Raw genomic sequence first — 17,946 nt, forward strand, 5'->3', positions numbered from 1 at the left:
GCCACTTCACGCATCGTCTCGGCGCTGCACGATGGCGTTGGCCTCAGTACGTCGTTACTCGCATCGAGGTATTGCACGTTTCTACACAGCCTCGGCCCGAAGAGGTCATCGGGTCGGCTTGAAAGCGGTCATCCGATTGATGCAGTGTGACTCTTCAGTTGGCGCTGCGAGAGCTGGTAAAAAGTTTGCCCACCGATGATGAAGCCACCCGAATCTCTAGCGGCGATGCGAGTTTCAGCAATTGACATTGCTTGGTTCCTCTCCCCCTTGAGAACACGGTGAATCAGGCGCTCCTTCCAAAAGTTCCACGCCGTGTTCGGCACGCTTTTTTGGATGCTCAGATTGAAGGCTTCCCCGAGTTCCATGAACGCATCGTCGCTGCGCAAGTGGTGATTGGACTTGATGCAGGCTTCCGCTTCTACGAGGCATCCACGACTCGCGTTCAGTAGCCCGTCCTCGCTCCACTCGGAAGTCGCAATGGAACCCTCATACAGCGGAACGCCGTACAACGTGTACGCACCGCCAGCGCGAAGGCCCAGCGGCGCCTGCAAATTCTCCGTCATGCCCAAGATTCGCCATAGCTGGGGGTCGAACGCCATTGGCTTGCAAGATAGCCTGCGATACAGCACGTTCTCCTTCGCATTGCCAGAAACCAAGAGCGAGAAAAACATCTCGCCTTCTACACGGAACGCGCTGGAGCCTTTCGTCTTTCATCCGAGCGCCTTGCTTTCTTGCTTCAGGTACGCGTTGATTTTTTTATCTAGTTCAGATTGCTTCATCGAGTCCTACGATGGTTGCGGCTTCGACAGCTCGCGCCCAAAGTCGTCATGAGAAACGACGACTGACGGTAGGTTTGCCCGCCTATAAGATCGCTACGCAACCGGTGATTTCGACCGTGAAAGGCATATGAAAAAGTCCATCAGTGCGATCTGGTACATGCAGCGGCACCTCGCATTGACGGTGCTTTTACTGTCACTGCCTGTGGCTGGATGGTCGCTCTCTCCCGTTTACGTCGACCGAGACCTGTACTTTGGCAAGAACGAAGTCACTCTTAAGCCAGAGCACTTGGAGATCCTGAGGGCGGTTGCCTGCCACACAACCGCTGATGGCCGCCCAATCTTCGTTTACGGCCACGCCTCTAAGGTGGAGCACGCACCCAGGAAGCTTGCTCAGAGACGAGCTGAAGCAGTCAAGAATACGTTGATCCAGTTCGGCTTTGAGGCAGCACGGATTGGTATCGAATCACACGGCGCCGACCTACCCGTTTCTGTAGAACGGGACGCAGATGGGAGGGCGAAAAACCGTCGCGTTGAAATCGCCTCGCTCGGATCTCTCAGTGCAAACAGTTGCGACAAGGTAAGTCGAGACCGACCTCGCCCATAGCGGAAGACTGAAGAAGACTTGATTCGGAAAATAAGGCTGCCGTCGACACCTCCGCCGTGAGGCTGCTCCTGGCCGACTGTAGCCTCACGACTGGTCGGCGCAAAGGGGCCCTGAGCTGCCTTCTCGCCAGCTCAGAAGCGGACGCTGAATTCTCGTCCATCGCTCAGGCCATGAAGGCCGCAGCCGGTTGTGCGCGGCCGTCGCTATCGCACTGGCCCTACATGCTCCGACGACTCCGAAATCGTCCAACGCGCCGCCAGTTTGGCTCGAACGTTGTCATAGTCCGCACGGTACCCCGCATTGCATTGCGCGACTCGAGTGTTTGTGTTTGCGTCTACCACCCGCAGCGTCACTTTTTCGCCATCTCTGAAGATCAGGCCATCAACGTGAATTGTGACGCCCACACCCGTACGCTTAACTTGGAGTCTTAAGTTGCGTCTGTCTACTGGATCTTGATAGCTCTCATCGAGAAACGGAGGATTCCCGGGGCTTTCAATAGAGAAGTCATGCATCAGCCGTCTTACGTCTGTCCATTCGCTTTTCTTGATCTCGAAGGAGAGGGATTTGCACACCGTCGGCTCGGCAGCTGGGGGCGCGCAGGCGCTAAGTGCAACGACTAGAGCTGTAGTCCCCGTCGCGCCGGGGAACGCTTTCCAAATTGATGGCATGCCCTCTCTCCAGAGTGTGTGTGTTTGCCCCCTTTCGGAGCGCATGCGTGACCACGGACGGTGCAACGAACTTCCGCTTTTGGCCAACTACAGCCTGTCGCCCCGGGGCGCTTCGATCAGGCCAAGCCTAGCAAGCGCCAACAAGAATTGTTCATATTCTTGATCTTGCATGCCTTCGACAGAGACGGCCACAGCGTGATACCACGGGTTGGGGTGTTCGCACTCAGGAGAGAAGCTGCAACTTAACTGCGGAGCACTGCAAGCGGTGCGTGCAGCAGCCAGCATCTCGTCACAGGCCGAATCAACTTCATCGCGGCCGAATGCTTGCGCGATCAAACGCAAGGGGACACTTTGCGTCCGCTGCGATGCGTTCGCGCGGGAAAAGCGGATATTTTTCATGAATACGGATTTGAACCTTTAGCCTGCGATTGCCACATCGTCCATTTATGGCCATCCCTCGCGCCGCTTCCATGGGCAATTTGGGGGACCCGTTCCAGAAATTCTTTCGACACGGCCGGCTGCTTTAGGGCGAACTGAGCACCGCTGAAGAACGTCGGGTCATAGCCGACTGTAGCCGCGCGAACTCGCCGCGCAGTATCAAAGACTCTCAGGCGCGCCCTGCGTCATCACAAGCGGTTTGACCGCCAGATCGGGCGGAACGTTCATCATGCGCAGGGTCTGCTGCACGACTTCGCTGAACACGGGCGCTGCCGCAACGCCGCCGAAATACTGGCCGTCGGTCGGCTCGTCGATCATCACCGCGACGATGATGCGCGGCTTCTCGATGGGCGCCATGCCGGTGAACCAGGCGCGGTACTTGTTGCTGGCGTAGCCCTTGCCGACCTGCTTGTGGGCCGTGCCCGACTTGCCGCCGACCGAGTAGCCGACCGTTTGCGCACGCGTGCCGGTGCCGCCCGGGCCGGCGGCCATCTGCAGCATCTTGCGCACCGCGAGCGCGTTGGACGGCGAAAACACCCGCACGCCGACCGGCGGCTCGGTGTTCTTCAGGATGGTGACCGGAATGATGGAGCCGTCGTGCGCGAACGAGGTGTACGAATGCGCCATCTGGAACAGCGAGGCCGACAGGCCGTAGCCGTAGGCCATGGTGGCCTGCTCGACCGGCTTCCAGGTCTTCCACGGGCGCAGCCGGCCGGTCACGGCGCCGGGAAACTGGATCTGCGGCTTCTGGCCATAGCCGAGCGCGGTGTAGGTGTCCCACATCTCGTGGGGCGTCATCTTCTGGGCGATCTTGAGCGCGCCCACGTTGCTCGACTTCTGGATCACACCCTCGACCGTCAAGGCCCCGTTGTTATGGGTGTCGGTGATCGTGAAGCCACCCAACTGGTAGCGGCCGGGGGTCGTATCGATGATGGTTTTCGGCGTGATCCGGCCCGCCTCCAGCGCCATGGCGACCGTGATGGGCTTCATGGTCGAGCCGGGCTCGAAGGTGTCGGTGATCGCGCGGTTGCGCAACTGCTCGCCCGTGAGGTTCTGGCGCTTGTCGGGCACGTAGCTCGGGTAGTTGGCCAGCGCCAGCACTTCGCCGGTGACGGCGTCGAGCACCACCACGCTGCCGGCCTTGGCCTTGCGCGCCGTGACGGCGTCGCGCAGCTTCTGGTAGGCGAAGAACTGCACCTTGCTGTCGACGCTGAGCTGGATGTCGCGGCCCTCGACCGGCGGCACCTGCTCGCCCACGCCCTCGACCACGCGGCCCAGTCGGTCCTTGATGACGCGGCGCGAGCCGGCCTTGCCGGCCAGCTCCTTGTTGAACGCCAGTTCGATGCCTTCCTGGCCGTTGTCTTCCACGTTGGTGAAGCCCACCACGTGCGCCGCCGCCTCGCCCTCGGGGTACTGGCGCTTGTATTCCTTGCGCTGGTAGATGCCCTTGAGGTTGAGCGCCGCGATCTGCTTGGCGATGGGCTCGTCGACCTGGCGCTTGATCCAGACGAAGGTCTTGTCTTCGTCTTCGAGCTTCTTGTCGAAGTCCTTCTGCGGCATGCCGAGCAGCTTGGCGACCTGCTTGAGCTTGGCGCGCACCTCGGGGTCGTCGCGTTCCACGTCTTCGGGAATGGCCCAGATGCTGGGCGCCACCACGCTGGACGCCAGGATGAGCCCGTTGCGGTCGAGGATGCGGCCGCGGTTGGCCGGCAGCTCCAGCGTGCGCGCAAAGCGCACTTCGCCCTGGCGCTGGAAGAAGCTGTTGTTGAAGACCTGCACGTACGCGGCCCGCCCCGCCAACATGACGAAGCCGAAGGCGATGCCGGCAACTATGAACTTGCTGCGCCACACCGGCGTCTTGCTCGCGAGCAAGGGGCTGGTGGTGAGCTGAACACTTTTCCGATAGCTAGGACTGACCATCATTCACGCCTCGTTAAGCAATAAGGATCAGTCCACAAGCTGCGGCAATCTGGGTGATCATGACGTCGCGCTGGTCGAAAAGATACGTGGAAAGTATCTTCCCGCTAGTTAGGACGTTGAGTAGATCTTAGAGCTTGATCGGATCCTGTCGCACTGTCGAATGGCTGGTGTTGGCCGACTGTAGCCTGTCGGCTACCAGGTGCTTCGGATCCGAAGCCGCTCATCGGTAGCTCCTCAAAGCGGTCAATTCATTCTGCCCGGATGCCGTCGATCAAGTAGAGTCGAAACCGCCATGTCCTATAGCCACTACGTCCGTTGCCCAAAGAGCCACAGCCTCAGCGTCACGGAGAATGGCACCCCGCTTGAACTCCTGGCCGAAGGCCGCGCCAACGTCACCATTAACTGCGAGCATTGTGGCTTCTCCAATGAGTACGTAGGTATTTCAGCCGAGGAGTTCGAGGCACTAGCTGTCTCTGACGAGGTCGCTGAACAGGAACTTAGGAAGTAGTCAGTCGAGGTTGTCACGGAGCGAGGCGAAGCACCTATGTAACGCAGCCGACCGTCCATTTTTGGTCGACTGTAGCCGGTCGCGCTGCAGTCACGAAGGGGCCCATATCGACTGGACGTTCTTCTCTGAAGCTGTCCGCGCCGAAGTAGAACTGAGCCACCGCGCCGCTTGAATCGTGAGCCAGGGGTGGAAGCCGACGCAGCAATGGTCGACTGTGGATAAGTGTATGTCTTGCCTTGTTCTGTGACCTTCTTTCGCTTCTTGTGATCGAACTCATAAGGCGCGAAGGGCGAAGCCCGTAGCGCCTTGTCACGCGCGACGGCCGTCAATCAACGGCGTCTGTTGGATCGGCCTTGGCGCCTGTCTTGCGGGTCTGCTCCCTGGCCTTGATGCGCTTCTTCGCGGTGGAGCTGCTGTGCAGGAACCGATGGCTCTCGTTGCCCGTCTCCACGATGTGACAGTGGTGCGTGAGGCGGTCGAGCAAGGCGGTCGTCATCTTCGCGTCGCCGAACACCGTCGACCATTCGGCGAAGTCCAGGTTGGTGGTGATCACCACGCTGGTGTGCTCGTACAGCTTGGACAGCAGGTGGAACAGCAGCGCGCCGCCGGCCTGGCTGAACGGCAAGTAGCCCAGTTCGTCCAGGATCACCAGATCCATTCGCAGCAGGCTCAGCGCAATACGCCAGGCCTTGCCCTGGGCCTTCTCCTGCTCCAGTGCATTGACCAGATCGACCGTCGAGTAGAACCGCACGCGCTTGCCGTGGCGCGTAATGCCCGACACGCCCAGAGCCGTTGCCAGATGGGTCTTGCCTGTGCCCGGGCCACCGACCAAGACAACGTTATGCGCGGCCTCCGTGAACTCCAGCATCGCGAGCTGGTGGACCAGCTTCTGGTCGACCACCGAGGCATCGAAGTCGAAGCCGGCCAGATCCCGGTGCACGGGGAAGCGCGCCGAGCTCATCTGGTGCTGCACCGAACGCATCGAACGGTCCGTGGTCTCCGCCTGCAGCAGATGTTCGACCAGCCAGCGCGAGGCGTCCAGGCCGGACGCTGTACCTTGCTCCGCCAGATCGCACCAGGCACTGGCCATGCCATGCAGGCGCAACGCCTTGAGTTCGACTGTCACGTCACGCATGGTCCACCTCCTGTCCACGCAGGCTGTCGTAGCGTGCCGTGTTGGCCAGCGGCGGCGTGACGATCTGCAGCGCCGTCTCGGCACTCTGCGGTGTTGCCGGCGCGGTGAGCCGGCCGAGCACATTGACGACATGCTCCACGCTGACACGGCCTGACGGCGGACCACTCTCCAGCGCCAGTTCGACCGCCACGATCACTGCGTCCAGCCCCGCCGCCGGCACGATGGCCAATACCTGGGCCATCACGCGATCTCCGCCGGGTTGTCGCAGCAGGCCGCGGCGCAGTTGTTGCAGCGCCTCGGGCATGTCTGCGAAGGGCGCACCGTTCCTCAATGCACCAGGCTTGCGCTGGATGAGCCGAATGTAGTGCTGCCAGTCGTAGCGGGTGCCGCCAGAGGCGCTCAGGCGCTCGTGGCGCGCCACTGCCGCGTCTTCTGCGACCACCACGACGCTGCCCGGGTACAGCCGCGTGCTGACCATCTGCCCGGCCAGCTCGCATGGCACCGAGTAGCGATTGCGTGCCACCGACACCAGGCAGGTGCTCGACACCCGTGCGGGCTTCTCTACGTAGCCATCGAAGGGCTCAGGCATGGGCATCAGGTGGGGGCGCTCGTGCTCGAGCATCTCGGCCACGCTGAACTGGCTGTGCTCGGGATGCCGGACCTCGTTCCACAGCGCCCGGCAGCGCTCCGCCAACCAGGCATTGAGTTCGACGAAGGATCCGAAGCGACGCCGGCCCGCCTCGATCCAGATGCGCCGACGGCTGTCCTGCACGTTCTTCTCCACACGCCCCTTCTCCCAGCCCGAGGCCACGTTGCAGAAGTCGGGGTCGTACAGGTAGTGCGCGCACATCACGGCGAAGCGGGCATTGACGGTGCGACCCTTGCCCTTGTGAACCTTGTCGACGGCGGTGCGCATGTTGTCGTAGATCCCGCGGCGCGCCACACCGCCCAGCGCTGCGAACGACCTCGTGTGAGCGTCGAACAGCATCTCGTGCCCTTGGCTCGGATACGCCACCAACCAGAACGCACGGCTCGCGCACAGCTTCAGGTGCGACACCTGCATACGGTAGTAGATGCCGCCGACGACCAGGCCTTCTTCGCTCCAATCGAACTGGAAGGCCTCGCCGAGCTCGAAGGTCAGTGGAACGAACGCGGTGACGTTGACCGCCTGTCCCTCGCCCTGGCGCCAGGCTCGAACGAAGTCAGTGACGGCCGAGTAGCCGCCGCTGTAGCCCGCCGCCTTGATCTCGGCGTGCAGCGCGCGTGCCGTGCGCCGCTCATGCTTGGGCCGTCGCGCATCGGCCGTCAATGCCTGCTTCAGCACTGTCTCGAATGCACTCAGCTTGTTCGGCCGTGCTTCGCGCCGGTACTTCGGCGCCTCGGCAACCGGTGCACGCAGCCACTTCGACACCGTGTTGCGCGACAGCCCTGTCATGCGCGCTATCTCGCGCTCCGACAGCTTGTCCCTCGCATGCAGTCGTCGGATCCTGCCAATCATGTCCGTGGTGATCACTCCTCGAACCCCGCTGCTTAAATAAACAGCAGGGTAGGTTGAACACCTGGCTCACTTTTACTTCGGCACTACCTACAAAACTGGCTCAGTTTCCGGTCGGCGCCAACAGGCGGTGATCTGGCGACAAAGTTGTGCCGCCAATATATCGGTAAGTGTGGCTTACTCAAACAATGAGTGATTGCAGCGCGTGGCGGCGCATCATCGTCTTACCGAACAAAACTCGAAACACAAAGCATGTTGGAACTCACAAACCCGGCCTTTGCGGCCCTGGCTGGCAGTGTGACAGGGGCCTTCTTCACATTGTTCGCTGCAGTGTTGGTAACCAAAGGGCAAGAGCGCGTTGCGCGCATCAACGCAGACAAGGACTTGCGGATCCACGCGGACAAGATGACGAACTCGCGTCTGACCGAGGATGTCACAACGCGACGCGGGAAGCTCTTTGAGCTTCATCAAATTCTCTCTCGCGTTGAGTTCGAGAATTCGCAAACGATGAGCTACATGAGTGCCGATGAGAACCTGGAGATTCCGATGTTTCGACAACGCTATCGGGAACTCTGTTCACTGATGGCTTCGGCATTGAGCATCGTGGATATCTACTATCCCGAGATGTCGCGGTCGATGCAGCTCGTTTATGGAAAGGCAAGTATCTTTTGGGGCCAGCAAGAGCACCTTCTTCGCACTCCCAGCCAGGATCGAAAGGCATGGCAGGAGCGCCACGCGGCCGTAGTCGAAACGGCCCACAAGATTCGCGACTTGACATCTGCGATGCAGGAAAACGTTCAGGCCGAGGCACGGGATCTTGCCCGATCACTGGCTCTTCCAAACCGGCGGTTGCCTAGCTAAGCATCGAAGACGCCGACGGCCGGTGAGGTGACAGTCGGCAAGACCGCGCAACTCGCCGTAGTGATGGTCGACAGCCAGGGCCGCAACGTTACCAACCGGAGGTAAATTGACCGAAGTTCGGTCGTCAGCAGGCGGTTGTCCCCGACGCAAGGCTCCGGATGGTCAGTCTGCATATGTTCAAGATCCTCATGTTCTATGGGTGAGTTGGGCACAATGCGGCTATGCCCAACATTGCATCAATCCTGAAGGTCGAGATCGCCCGTGTCGCGCGCAAGGAGGTTCGCGCGGAGATCGAGACACTCAAGAAATCCTCGATATTTCATCGTTCTTCTATCGCTGCCTTGCGTCGACAGGTCAGCGAATTGGAAAAGGAGCTACGGCGTGTGACTCAAGGTGCGGTGCGCCGTCGTCCTGTGGATGCTCCAGAGGCATCTGAGTCAGGACCAGCACGTCGATTCAGTGCGACCCGACTGGCCGGACATCGCGAGAAGCTAGAGCTCTCCGCTGCGGCGTACGGACAGCTTGTCGGTGTGTCCGGCCAAACGATTTACAACTGGGAGCAGGGCAAGGGGCGTCCGAAGCCTGAGCAGCTTCAAAACCTAGCGTCTGTGCGAGCTTTAGGTAAGCGAGAAGTGGCTGAATTGTTGCGCACTAAGTAGAGGGGGCAACCGATGCCGTGGGCACACGGAAAGCCAAGTCACCATGGCCTCCACCAGCGCCGCCGCTGTCGATGCTCAAGCGGCCGCAGGTCCAGGGTGTCGTAGTCAGGATGGGGTGCACCAGCGCGTCGGCGCAATTCCGCCTCCAGTTGATGCGCTACGCCGCGGGCGCGCAGATCACCCTGTAGCGCTCGTCGGCGCCACTCAATGGCCCGCGCGCCCAATTCCTCGTCGGGCAGCGTCTCTGTTTCGATCATGGTATTGATTGTGACGGGGAGGCTGGGTCGCAGTCAGGTGCCTCCCGCTCCTCGATCCAATGAGTTCCGGGGCCGAAGACCTCGTTTCCCGCGCGAACCATGATCTTGTAATCTTGTCGCAGGTGCCGTGTTGTCGGCGTCCATTCCGCTGTCGTCTGGATCTCATGCTTGAGGTGGCTGACTTGGGCGGCCCAACAGAGGCGAGTCTGCTTCACGTCGCCTCCTCGAATGCATATCTGCCGGTGCGCGTCTTTCCACATATTGTTGAGGCGGACATGTGCAGGGCTAATTCCAGTTGAAAAGGTACGGCCGAGGTTTGCGCTGGCTTTGTCGAGTGGGGCTGCGTGTTCTCTGGGCCTCGCCTGCCGTAATTTCTCGCAAGGTCAATCGGAGGCTTTATCAAACCAACGCAGCCCAGGCTGCAGTGAGCGTAGGGGTTTGCACCACCCGCTATCGCCAGAATATGGGATGTTATTTGGGTAACCAAAGATTACATTTGTCGAATGAGGCTGTTCGTCTGACTCCGGTTTGTGCTTGCGCTTTGCGCCTCTGTCATGACGACCGCCTGCGGGGCAGGTGCCCCTCAATAGATATCGCTGACGCTCGCATTGCATGCGGCACCGGGGAGGTAGATCGATCACTGCTGAGGGCGCATGCCTTGCTGGATCGAGAAAGAAATCATGGCTTGGCGGTTCCGTAAATCCTTCTCTCCTCTGCCGGGCGTGCGCCTCACGCTGTCGCCGCGCGGCATCTCAACTTCGGTCGGTGTCGGCCCCCTGCGGATCAGCAGCGGTTCGCGCGGCTCCGCGATCACGGCACGAATTCCCGGGGCGGGGTTGTCATTTCGGCAGTCGCTAGCTTCCGGTTCTGGCCCCAGACCCAGCCAGCGAACGTCGATGCCGGGTGTCCCTGCCGGGAGTACTCGGCGTGATCCAGAAGAAGCCACGCCATTTGCCTTTTCGCCGGCGCTCGCGCCGCTGACGAACGCACCCGGTCTGCAGGACATCCGGAGCGCTGGTTCTGGTGCATTGACGACGCCCGGTCTGTCCGAGGTCAAGCGTTTGCTGTTGCAGTCCCACAAGGAGCTCGGCGAGGTTCGCAAGGATCTCGCGCTGTGGCGTGACCAGGAGAAATCGGCAGTCGGCAAGTACAAGAGTTGGGCAACCGGTTGGCTGCTGCGCAAGCTTCTCAAGAAGAAGTTCGAGCAGTTGCGTGTCTCTGCGGAAGAGGCCACGGCGCATCGCACGGAGCTTGAGGAGCAAGAGCGCCTGGCCAAGCTGCAAATGCAAATGGACTTGCCGCCAGGCGTGAAGGACGCGTTCCACCGTTTTGCAGATGACTTTTCCGTGATGGCGGGTGCCCGCAAGATCTGGGACACGGTTGGCGAACGCGCGGCCAACCGGGTTGCAGAGCGCACGACTGCGTCGCGCGTTGTCGAACGGAAGCCTGTCCGTTTCAAGCTCGGTACATGTGACTTGCTGGACACAGATTGGGCTGTCCCGCATCTAGAAAACGCGAACGGCGGCGATCTCTATTTCTACCCGGTATTCGCGATCTATTTTGTGACTGCCGAGAGTTTTGCGCTCTTGGAATACTCCGAGTTGAATCTCGACGCCTTGGGGACTCGGTTCATCGAGGAAGAGGGCGTGCCTGGCGACTCTCAGGTCATTGGCCAGACGTGGGCGAAGGCCAACAAGGACGGTTCTCCTGACAAGCGGTTCAACGGGAACTACCAGATCCCCATAGCTGCCTACGGCAAGCTGCTTTTCCGATCAGCCACCGGCATGAATGAGGAGTACATGGTGAGCAATGCCGAAAGTGTCACAGCGTTCGCGGTGTCTTGGCAGACTTTGGTTCAAGCAGTCAGAGTCGGGCTGTAAGGACGCCCGCAGGCACCAGACTTACTAGGGAACAAAGGAAAGCGCATGTCGATACTCCAAGAGATTCTTGACTGGACCACGACCATCCCGGCTTGGCAGAGCGATGCTGTGGCGCGGCTGCTTGCAAAGCAGGCGTTAGATGCAGGCGACATTGATGATCTGTTTGCGCTTCTCAAGTCTGGGCACGGAATCAACGATGAAAAAGGTCGGACACCAAGAATCCTTACGGCCGACCAGATTCCTGCACCGGCCAAAAATTCTTCGCAGGTCACATTGCTTGCCATCAAGAATCTCGTCAACGTCAATGCCATCGCAGAAAACGGACGCCTTCCGATAGCACCCATCGGACTGAGCATTATTTATGGGGACAACGGATCAGGAAAATCTGGTTATTCACGCGTGCTCAAGCGGGCATGCCGCGCGCGCGATCAGACGGAGCAAATTCTTCCAGACGCTAACTTGCCGCCGGGGAAGGCGGGACAACCTCAGGCGGCATTTGAGATCGCAGTAGATGGCAACGCGAAGGAAGTGGCTTGGGTGATGGGGAAGCACGCGCCCTCCGAACTTTCTGCTCTCTCCATATTCGACACGCGATGTGCTCGCGCGTACTTGGACAACGAAGACGACTTTTCATATGTCCCGTATGGACTGGATGTATTTGAAGGGCTGGCGAAGCTCTGCAAGCAGCTCAAGGCGATGCTCGATGCCGAGCACGCGCAGTTTTCCGCGGACGTCACGGCGTTTGTGCCGCTTCATGGAGATACGGCCGTTGGCAAGCTGATTGCTGCATTGAGCGCAAAAACGGCGCCCGCGCTTGTTCAGTCATTGGCGACGTTGACACCGGAGGAGCAAGCGCAACACATTGAACTTGAGAAAAGCCTCAAGGAGAACAATCCGAAGGAGAAAGCAGCGCAGCTCCGCGCGACCTCGAAGCGAGTGGCTTCCATTGCAAGCGCTGCCATCACGAAGGGGGAACTCGTTGCCCAGGCTGTTGTACTGAAGCTGAAAGCCCTTGCCGATAGCTATCGCGCCGCGAAGGAGGCGGCTGCCCTGGCCGCCGCACAGTTCAAAGAAGGCGACAACTTGCTGCCGGGCACAGGCGGAGAGGCGTGGCGAGAGCTGTTTGAAGCCGCCCAGAAGTTCGCAGTCGAATCGCACCCGGGACGAACATTCCCCGACCTTGGCGATGAGGCTCAGTGCCCACTTTGTCAGCAGCCGCTAGCTGAAGGAGCGAAACGCCTATTGCGGTTCCAAGAGTTCGTTCAGCAGGAGGCAGAGAAAACAGTACAGCTTCGGAAGGCTGCTCTTGCAGAGCTGTATACGCCCTTCGGGAAGAACGTCTTAACCTTAGCGTTAGACGATGTGACTTATGGGGAGATCGAAGTTCTAGACCAACCGTTAGCAGTCGAAACACGAGCTTTTGAGAAGGCACTAACGGAACATCAGAAGGTGGTCATTGCTGCAGCCAACAGCAATATTTGGGAGGGGGCGGCCAGGGAAATTCCTAGCCCGGCGGCGCGCCTCAAGCTCCTTGCAGACAGATTGAATGCCGAAGCAGAAACGCTTGATAAGGCCTCCGATGAGAAAGCACGAGCGGTGCTTCTGAAAACGTTCTCGGAGTTAGATGCGCGAGTGAAGCTCGGAGCAGTGAAGGACTCGGTAATCACTGCCGTCAACAGATTGACTCACCAGGCAAAGCTTGCCAGTTGTCATGCGTCTGTGAAAACCAATGCTATTTCGCTTAAATCTTCAGAACTGACGGAAAAGATTGTCTCCAATGACTTGGCTGCGGCGTTAACTGCAGAGTTCAAAGCCCTCGGTGTCGGCGCACTCAACGTTTCTTTGAAGAGTCGCGGCGATAAAGGAAAGGCATTGCACAAGCTAAAGCTTGAGCTGGCGCAGGTCAAAAACCCGGGTGAAATCTTGAGTGAAGGTGAACAGCGGGCTATTGCCATTGGTTCTTTTCTCGCAGAGATCGGCCTCGGCGGTGGAAAGGGGGGCGTCATCTTTGATGACCCGGTTTCTTCCTTAGACCATCGCAGGCGAGAGAGAGTCGCCCAGCGCCTCGCGTTGGAAGCGTCAAAGCGGCAGGTCATCATCTTCACACATGATATTTACTTCCTGAACATACTCGCTGAGATGGCAAAGAAGGCCGAAGTTCCGGTGATGACTCAAAGCCTAGAGCGGCGACCGCAAGGCTACGGAGTCGCTTCAGCCGATCTTCCCTTTGAGGGAATGAACGTGAAGCAGCGAGTTGGGTGGCTAAAAAATCAGCAGCAGGCAATCGCGAAGGTCCACAAGTTGGGCGACGAACCAGAGCATCGAAAGCTCACGGGTGATGCGTATACACGGCTCCGCATTACCTGGGAACGAGCTGTCGAGGAGGTCCTTCTTCGTCAAGTCGTGCTGCGATTCCGAAAGGGGGTGGAGACCCAGCGTCTAGCAGGCGTTGTGGTGGACGACAACGACTACGCAGTCATCGACTCAGCGATGGCGAAATGCTCTAACTACGCCCACGATAAGGCGCTGGAGGGAGGCGTCGCAATGCCCGATCCGGATGAGCTGCTGGCCGATATTCAGAACCTGGACGACTGGCGTGCGAAAACTCATGAGCGCAGCGAAGCTACTGCGAAAAGCAGGAAGTGAAATACCGCCATCCAACTGGAGCAGTTTCGATGCTGAGAGTTCGACATGCTGGAGGGGCTCCTGGCTGCCCTAAGAGAAGTTATTGCGAAGATCTATCGCATTCGCCATTGGGCGGTCAAACAACAACTTGGAGATGATGTGCACATTGACGACGACCATCTATATCACGGCGCCGCCTTGATCCAGATCGCAGAAAGCCTGCGATTCACGGCGATCAACTCGCTCAAGATCGCCAAGCGCGTTCTCGGAATGGGCTATCTCATCAACGACGACGTGGCGGTCTACCTCAAATATGCAAGTGAGCCGAACGAAGCCCATGAGGAGTATGTATTCACCTTCGCCGAAGGTCATTTGAGTGACCTGGAAAAAACTGCGCACAAGTATGAAAAGACGTTCATCGCTCTGGTTTGCGTACAGGAGCGCGAAATTTGCTGTATCTCCTATGCTCAGTTGATGGAGCTAAAAGCGGCCCGCGAAAAGAGTTCTGGCCAAAAGGAGGGTGTGTTGGCTGTGCTGGTTACCGCTCCTAAGAAGAAGCAACTTCGGGTTGGAGTAAATGCCGCGCATCAAAAGAACAACTACGCCAAGGTGATGAAAGTCGCGCGCAACGCATTTCCAGAAGTCATCTTCGAGTGAGTGACTAGATGAAGTTGTGGTGCTGGTGCGTTGGCTTACCAATTCTCCCGGCAACAATGAAGTTGGCTACCGCTGGAGAAAATGTTGGCTAGAAAGAAAACGAGTCTTGCGGAAGATCTGATGGATCTGGTGTCCCTGTTGCCATGGTGGGCCGGCGTCGTCCTAGCGGTGATCAGCTACTTGCTCTTGCACAGGCTTGCGATACCTCCAACGGCGGTCGCGCTTCAGCCGGGTCAGGTCGGCGACTTGATGGTCCGCTCGGCGGGAGCTGCGCTGGCGGGCTTCGGTCAGTATGTGGTGCCGCTGATTTGCCTCAGCGGTGCGGCCGTCTCCGCGTGGCGAAGGCATAGACGCCGAACCCTGATCTCGAATACTGCACAGGCCAAGGGTGCTGATGCGCTCGACGGTATGTCGTGGCGCGAGTTCGAGATGTTAGTCGGCGAGGCCTTTCGCCTGCAAGGCTTCGGTGTCTCCGAAACCGGTGGCGGTGGAGCAGACGGCGGCGTGGACCTCGTGCTCTCGAAGGGCACAGAGAAATTCCTCGTCCAGTGCAAGCAGTGGAAGGCCTACAAAGTTGGGGTCGACGTGGTGCGCGAGCTGTACGGCGTGATGGCGGCGACGGGTGCGACAGGCGGGTTCGTGGTGACCTCCGGCAGCTTCAGCGAGGATGCCAAGGCCTTTGCCGATGGCCGTAACGTCAAGCTGGTGGATGGGCATCGACTGTTTGGCTTGATCAAACAAGCGCGGCAATCGCTGTCTTCGCGTGCCGATGCCGTAGACCGGTTGCACCCGGTCGCACCATCGAATCCACCAAGTGTCACGGCTGGCGCAACCGCATGCCCTGCATGTGGCTCGGGGATGGTCAAACGCACTGCCAAGAAGGGCGCGAACGCTGGCGGGCAGTTTTGGGGATGTTCCCAGTATCCGTCGTGCCGGGGTGTCCGGCCGATAGCTTGATATGGGCTCGAACTACACCGTGAGCCGGCTGGTCGTCCTCTCATGTCTCTTTGCCTCTTGGATTGCCTCAATGGCACCGCCGGTCTATCGCTGCGAATCGAATGGCAGGCCTGATCGGCAACCTCAATCTGCTGTGTGCTGCAGCATCAAAGGAGCGTTATGAGCCTGAGAGATGAGGACAAAACGAAGCTGTGTGCGGCGCTACTGTGCGCGCCCGGCATTCAAGACGAATTGACGGAAAACGTGGAGGTAAGAAGTCGGGATGCAAGAACTCAAATTCAATCCACAGTCACCCAAGAAGTTTGACAAAACGCTGGAGGCGCTAGCGTCTTATCTGGGCATAGTCTCCACAGATGCAGTCCACCTGAAGTTTTCTCGCCCCTCGACCTTTACTCCCGAGCCCCAATACTGCCATTTCAACGTGTGGTGCCAGATGCGAAGTGAAGGAGGCGCACCTCAGCCCGGCTGGGTTTTCGCACAAGACAAGAATATGGAGTTCGCGGAGGCCATATTTCATGCGGTCTGGCGAGCCCCGGATGGACGGCTCGTCGACGTGACGCCGCGAAAGGATTTGGAGAAACGTCTTCTCTTCGTGCCTGACGCACGGCGTGCCATCGTGCTGACGTCTCATGAGGGACAGCCAGCGATTCACACTTTCCAAAATGTCCGGGTGTTTCGGGGGAGGGTAGTGACGCCGCTAACCGAGTTCATCGCCGTCATGGCAGATGATTTTCCTCAACGTCAGGGACTATGGCCTTGGTAGCGCCCGGTACAAAACGGCTTGGCCCGACTCCGGTGCAACGGCGGATGTAGTCGGACATTCTGTGAAGCCGCAACGGGACAAGCAGGCACATACGCTGATTCCAAAGCGTTGCCGCTCCCGTGAGCGGAAGTTTCGTCCCATTTCGATGCAGTCGCGGCAATATGTCGATAAGCGCGTGTTACTCAAACAATGAGCGAATGACCGCGTTCGGCAGCGGCGAATTCATCTCTGCGGAATGGCATTGGGCCTGCGGTTGCCGCGTGGCGGTCGTCGAGCTAAAAAAGAGCAGACGGCGTTGACGTTCAGAGGTGAGAACGAGGCCTACGGGCAAACTCATGAAAGAGGACATGAGCATCGAACTACAGATTCAAGGGCAAGGCTCGGCTGTCGAGCAAAGGCCAGTTGAGCCGGTTTCGACACTGCAGCGCGAGGTCCAGCGCAAACTCGGGCGCTGTCTGATCCGTCTTCAGCAGTACGAACGCTTGATGAAGGCGCTGGCGGTGGATTTCGAGATCGCCGGGCCTTCCGATGAACTGATGGCCATCCGACAGAAGCGCGGTGAAGTCGTCTCGCGCATGACGCTCGGACAGTTGGTCGCCGAGTTGACCGGGACTTACCTGCAGCCAGAGCCGCCGGACACGGTCGAGCCCGGGTGGGACCCAGTCGACTCCCAGCGCATCTGGTTTCGCATGCAGACACGGATGGCACTACAGCCGGAAGACTACGAACGCGTCGTGGTGGGACTGAAAGAACTCGTCGCGCTGCGCAACGAACTCGTGCATCACTTTCTCGAACGATTCGACCTCTGGTCCGAAGCCGGTTGCCATGGCGCGGACGCGTACCTCGATGCTGGAATGACGAAGGTCGATGGTCACTACGCCGAGTTGCGCCAATGGGCGATTACCATGGATCAAGCCCGCAGCGCCATGGGGGCATTCATGGCGAGCCCCGTGTATACCGACTTGCTGTTCGATGGCATCTACCCGGATGGCGCTGTCGACTGTGGCTATGTTGTTGAAATTACATAGTGGGCGAAGTAGCACTGGTCGCCGAATCTCGAGATTGCGAATTTTCGTGGAAAGGAAGCTCCCGCAGGCGCCGCAGATGCCTCAATTCATGGGTTTGCGATCCGAAGCATCGAAAGATATTTGGCCGAAATATCTTCGACTTGCACCGAACACATTCACCTCCAGCGGAAGCACGCGATCAAGGCATTCGCGCTGGACCCAGGTGCATCATTGGTCGCCGTCAATTAAGGCCTTGCGAAACCTGCCACGCCCGCCAAACAGCTCTACACCCCTCGTAGATGCATCCGCAAGCCGCGCCGATGCATCCGCAAGGCCATCGGCCTATTCAGCGGGTGCTCAGAACGTGGCGGGTGTGGCGGGTCTATGGCCCGTGCAACAAGGCCGGTCCGCTGGCCGTTCAAGCCCTGCATCGTGATGAAGGCTGCCATCCCGCGGCGCAGCAAATTTGCATAGGCGCAAAGTCATTTAGGTGCTTCTGATGCATGCCGATTCGATGACAGCAGGTGCACGCCGAATTAAAATCATCCTGTAGCTGAAGCGGGATCGCAACGCGCGAAAAACCGGACATACGCCGGGCCCACCCAACCAGCTATGTGCGGGCTACTGCTGCGCTCCATCATCTCGGGAGCGCTAATGCCAGGTTAGGCGATGGGACCCAAAAATCCTGTCGGTATGGCCCCTGGTTTATGGCCCTCTCGCACCTCGACTCCTG

The 17,946-nt window shown here is 59.1% G+C and carries 14 protein-coding genes; 9 read left to right on the forward strand and 5 right to left on the reverse strand.

What is annotated here, in order from left to right:
- Positions 1–128 precede the first annotated feature (128 nt).
- Positions 129–671 (reverse strand): hypothetical protein, encoded by a 543-nt coding sequence (locus CLU95_RS23415; protein ID WP_143606048.1) that lies wholly within the window; start codon positions 669–671, stop codon positions 129–131.
- A 265-nt stretch (positions 672–936) separates the two neighbouring features.
- Here CLU95_RS23415 and CLU95_RS31375 point away from each other — a divergent pair, with 265 nt between their 5' ends.
- Positions 937–1,383, forward strand: a complete 447-nt coding sequence (locus tag CLU95_RS31375) for an OmpA family protein (RefSeq protein ID WP_373670066.1) — start codon at positions 937–939, stop codon at positions 1,381–1,383.
- Positions 1,384–2,138: 755 nt separating this feature from the next.
- Here CLU95_RS31375 and CLU95_RS30750 read toward each other — a convergent pair.
- The 4 genes from CLU95_RS30750 to istA all read right to left on the reverse strand — a co-directional run bounded on the left by CLU95_RS30750 (position 2,139) and on the right by istA (position 7,550).
- A complete protein-coding gene (locus CLU95_RS30750; RefSeq protein ID WP_143606049.1) occupies positions 2,139–2,450 on the reverse strand; it encodes a hypothetical protein in 312 nt (103 codons plus the stop codon).
- Positions 2,451–2,648: 198 nt separating this feature from the next.
- The gene (locus tag CLU95_RS23425; RefSeq protein ID WP_099797444.1) at positions 2,649–4,409 is read right to left on the reverse strand and encodes a peptidoglycan D,D-transpeptidase FtsI family protein; all 1,761 of its coding nucleotides are present in this window, start codon (positions 4,407–4,409) and stop codon (positions 2,649–2,651) included.
- An 833-nt stretch (positions 4,410–5,242) separates the two neighbouring features.
- Positions 5,243–6,052: an IS21-like element helper ATPase IstB gene (gene istB / locus CLU95_RS23435; protein WP_099795810.1), complete on the reverse strand. Its 810-nt coding sequence runs from the start codon at positions 6,050–6,052 to the stop codon at positions 5,243–5,245.
- Positions 6,045–7,550, reverse strand: a complete 1,506-nt coding sequence (gene istA, locus CLU95_RS23440; protein WP_099795811.1) for an IS21 family transposase — start codon at positions 7,548–7,550, stop codon at positions 6,045–6,047. Before istA ends, istB begins: the two co-directional genes overlap by 8 nt.
- A 249-nt stretch (positions 7,551–7,799) precedes the next feature.
- Here istA and CLU95_RS23445 point away from each other — a divergent pair, with 249 nt between their 5' ends.
- The 8 genes from CLU95_RS23445 (at position 7,800) to CLU95_RS23475 (ending at position 17,234) form a co-directional block, all read left to right on the forward strand.
- On the forward strand, positions 7,800–8,408 hold the full coding sequence (locus CLU95_RS23445) for a hypothetical protein (RefSeq protein WP_099795812.1): 609 nt from the start codon (positions 7,800–7,802) through the stop codon (positions 8,406–8,408).
- A gap of 221 nt (positions 8,409–8,629) precedes the next feature.
- Positions 8,630–9,067 (forward strand): helix-turn-helix domain-containing protein, encoded by a 438-nt coding sequence (locus tag CLU95_RS23450; protein WP_099795813.1) that lies wholly within the window; start codon positions 8,630–8,632, stop codon positions 9,065–9,067.
- Positions 9,068–9,977: 910 nt separating this feature from the next.
- Positions 9,978–11,204: a DUF4236 domain-containing protein gene (locus CLU95_RS23455; RefSeq protein WP_099795814.1), complete on the forward strand. Its 1,227-nt coding sequence runs from the start codon at positions 9,978–9,980 to the stop codon at positions 11,202–11,204.
- A 45-nt stretch (positions 11,205–11,249) separates the two neighbouring features.
- Positions 11,250–13,850: an AAA family ATPase gene (locus tag CLU95_RS23460; protein ID WP_099795815.1), complete on the forward strand. Its 2,601-nt coding sequence runs from the start codon at positions 11,250–11,252 to the stop codon at positions 13,848–13,850.
- A gap of 45 nt (positions 13,851–13,895) precedes the next feature.
- Positions 13,896–14,486 (forward strand): hypothetical protein, encoded by a 591-nt coding sequence (locus CLU95_RS23465; RefSeq protein ID WP_099795816.1) that lies wholly within the window; start codon positions 13,896–13,898, stop codon positions 14,484–14,486.
- 81 nt (positions 14,487–14,567) lie between these two features.
- Positions 14,568–15,443, forward strand: coding sequence for a restriction endonuclease (locus CLU95_RS23470; protein WP_099795817.1), 876 nt, complete (start codon positions 14,568–14,570; stop codon positions 15,441–15,443).
- A 262-nt stretch (positions 15,444–15,705) separates the two neighbouring features.
- Positions 15,706–16,206 (forward strand): hypothetical protein, encoded by a 501-nt coding sequence (locus CLU95_RS30755; RefSeq protein ID WP_143606050.1) that lies wholly within the window; start codon positions 15,706–15,708, stop codon positions 16,204–16,206.
- 347 nt (positions 16,207–16,553) lie between these two features.
- On the forward strand, positions 16,554–17,234 hold the full coding sequence (locus CLU95_RS23475) for a hypothetical protein (RefSeq protein WP_099795818.1): 681 nt from the start codon (positions 16,554–16,556) through the stop codon (positions 17,232–17,234).
- Positions 17,235–17,946: the final 712 nt, after the last annotated feature.

The sequence above is a fragment of the Variovorax sp. 54 genome, from assembly GCF_002754375.1.
GTDB lineage: Bacteria > Pseudomonadota > Gammaproteobacteria > Burkholderiales > Burkholderiaceae_C > Variovorax.